The organism is Vibrio sp. Vb1026 (assembly GCF_033338745.1).
Lineage (GTDB): Bacteria > Pseudomonadota > Gammaproteobacteria > Enterobacterales > Vibrionaceae > Vibrio > Vibrio alginolyticus.
Window position 1 is genome coordinate 1 of record NZ_JAWOTH010000127.1, and the last position, 1,236, is coordinate 1,236.

The 1,236-nt window shown below is 42.9% G+C and carries 1 protein-coding gene; it reads right to left on the minus strand.

What is annotated here, in order from left to right:
* Positions 1–11 precede the first annotated feature (11 nt).
* Positions 12–1,216, minus strand: a protein-coding gene (locus tag R7E47_RS24685) for an IS3 family transposase (RefSeq protein WP_102949810.1) whose coding sequence is annotated in 2 segments (ribosomal slippage) — positions 12–865 and positions 865–1,216 — 1,206 coding nt in all. Because the reading frame shifts where the segments join, the coding sequence is not laid out codon by codon here.
* Positions 1,217–1,236: the final 20 nt, after the last annotated feature.

A 1,236-nucleotide genomic window follows, 5' to 3' on the forward strand; every position in this document is an offset into this window, starting at 1 on the left:
ACACTTTTTAACTAAAACGCTCGATGTACTTCATCGGGCGTTTTGTATTTTAAAGCCGTATGAGGCCTCATTTGATTATAGATATCTACGGACTCTGCTACCATCGTCCTTGCTTCTTTCAGATCTTTCGGTTTCTTCAGCAAGAGCTCCATTTTGAGTATCCCATTTACACGCTCAGCTAAAGCATTCTGATAACAGTCATACCCGTCTGTCATTGAGCAAGTCACTCTATGTTTCTTATGGATATCTTGATATTCCTTCGAACAGTATTGTGAGCCTCTATCTGAGTGGTGTATTAGCTTTTCTTCACTCTGCCGTTGCCTGAGAGCTGAGATAAATGCCCGCTTAACTGATTGAGTTTTCATGTTGTCATCCACATAAAAACCAACAATCTTCCTTGAATAAGCGTCTGTCACCAAGCTGAGATAACTCTCTCCATTTTGAGTTGGCAAGTAAGTAATATCAGCAACCCACAGTTGTTCTGGCTTCGTTGGTGTCAGCCCATCTTTCACTTTGTTTGGGTGACAGAAAAATCGATGACGGCTGTCAGTCGTTCGGTGATAGGCTCGTCTTGCTCTCACTAACAGCCGATGCTTTCTGAGAAGTTCAAAGAGCTTATCGCGACCTATTTGAATGCCCTTTGTTGCTGCTAAGAACTTCAGTTTACGCGTGCCAATGCGTGGCTGCTTCAGCCTGACTTCACGGACAAAGCCAATGACAGTATGCTCATGATGTTCACAACGAGATTGAGTTTGGCATTGCTTATAATAAGCTTGGCGAGAGATTTGTACTAACTGACAAAACTTCGTAACGCTCAAACCTACTATGGTTTTCTCTTGGACAACGCTTCTTTGTGCTTTTTTGTCACTCTAACACCATAGTCACGTTCCATAACGTTCACGACAGCTTCAAAGAAGTCGGCTTTGAGTTGAGCATCTTCGAGCTGCTTTTCAAGCTCTTTAATACGTTGCTCTGGTGTAGGAGGTGAATTGAACTCGGTCATAGAGTCTCCTTTGGACATAAAGTTAGGTGTCCCTTTAGACCAATCTAGTCGACCATGCTTACGAAGCCAAACCAAAACCGTAGAGCAACCTTGGATGCCATACTTCTCTTGGGCTTGTTTGTAAGTGAGGCTTCCTTTTTCAACCTCATCAACTACAGTGAGTTTAAAAGCGAGGGAGTAATCGCGCTGAGTTCTTTTAGTTGTTGATTTCATAACACTCTCCAATTTTGGGG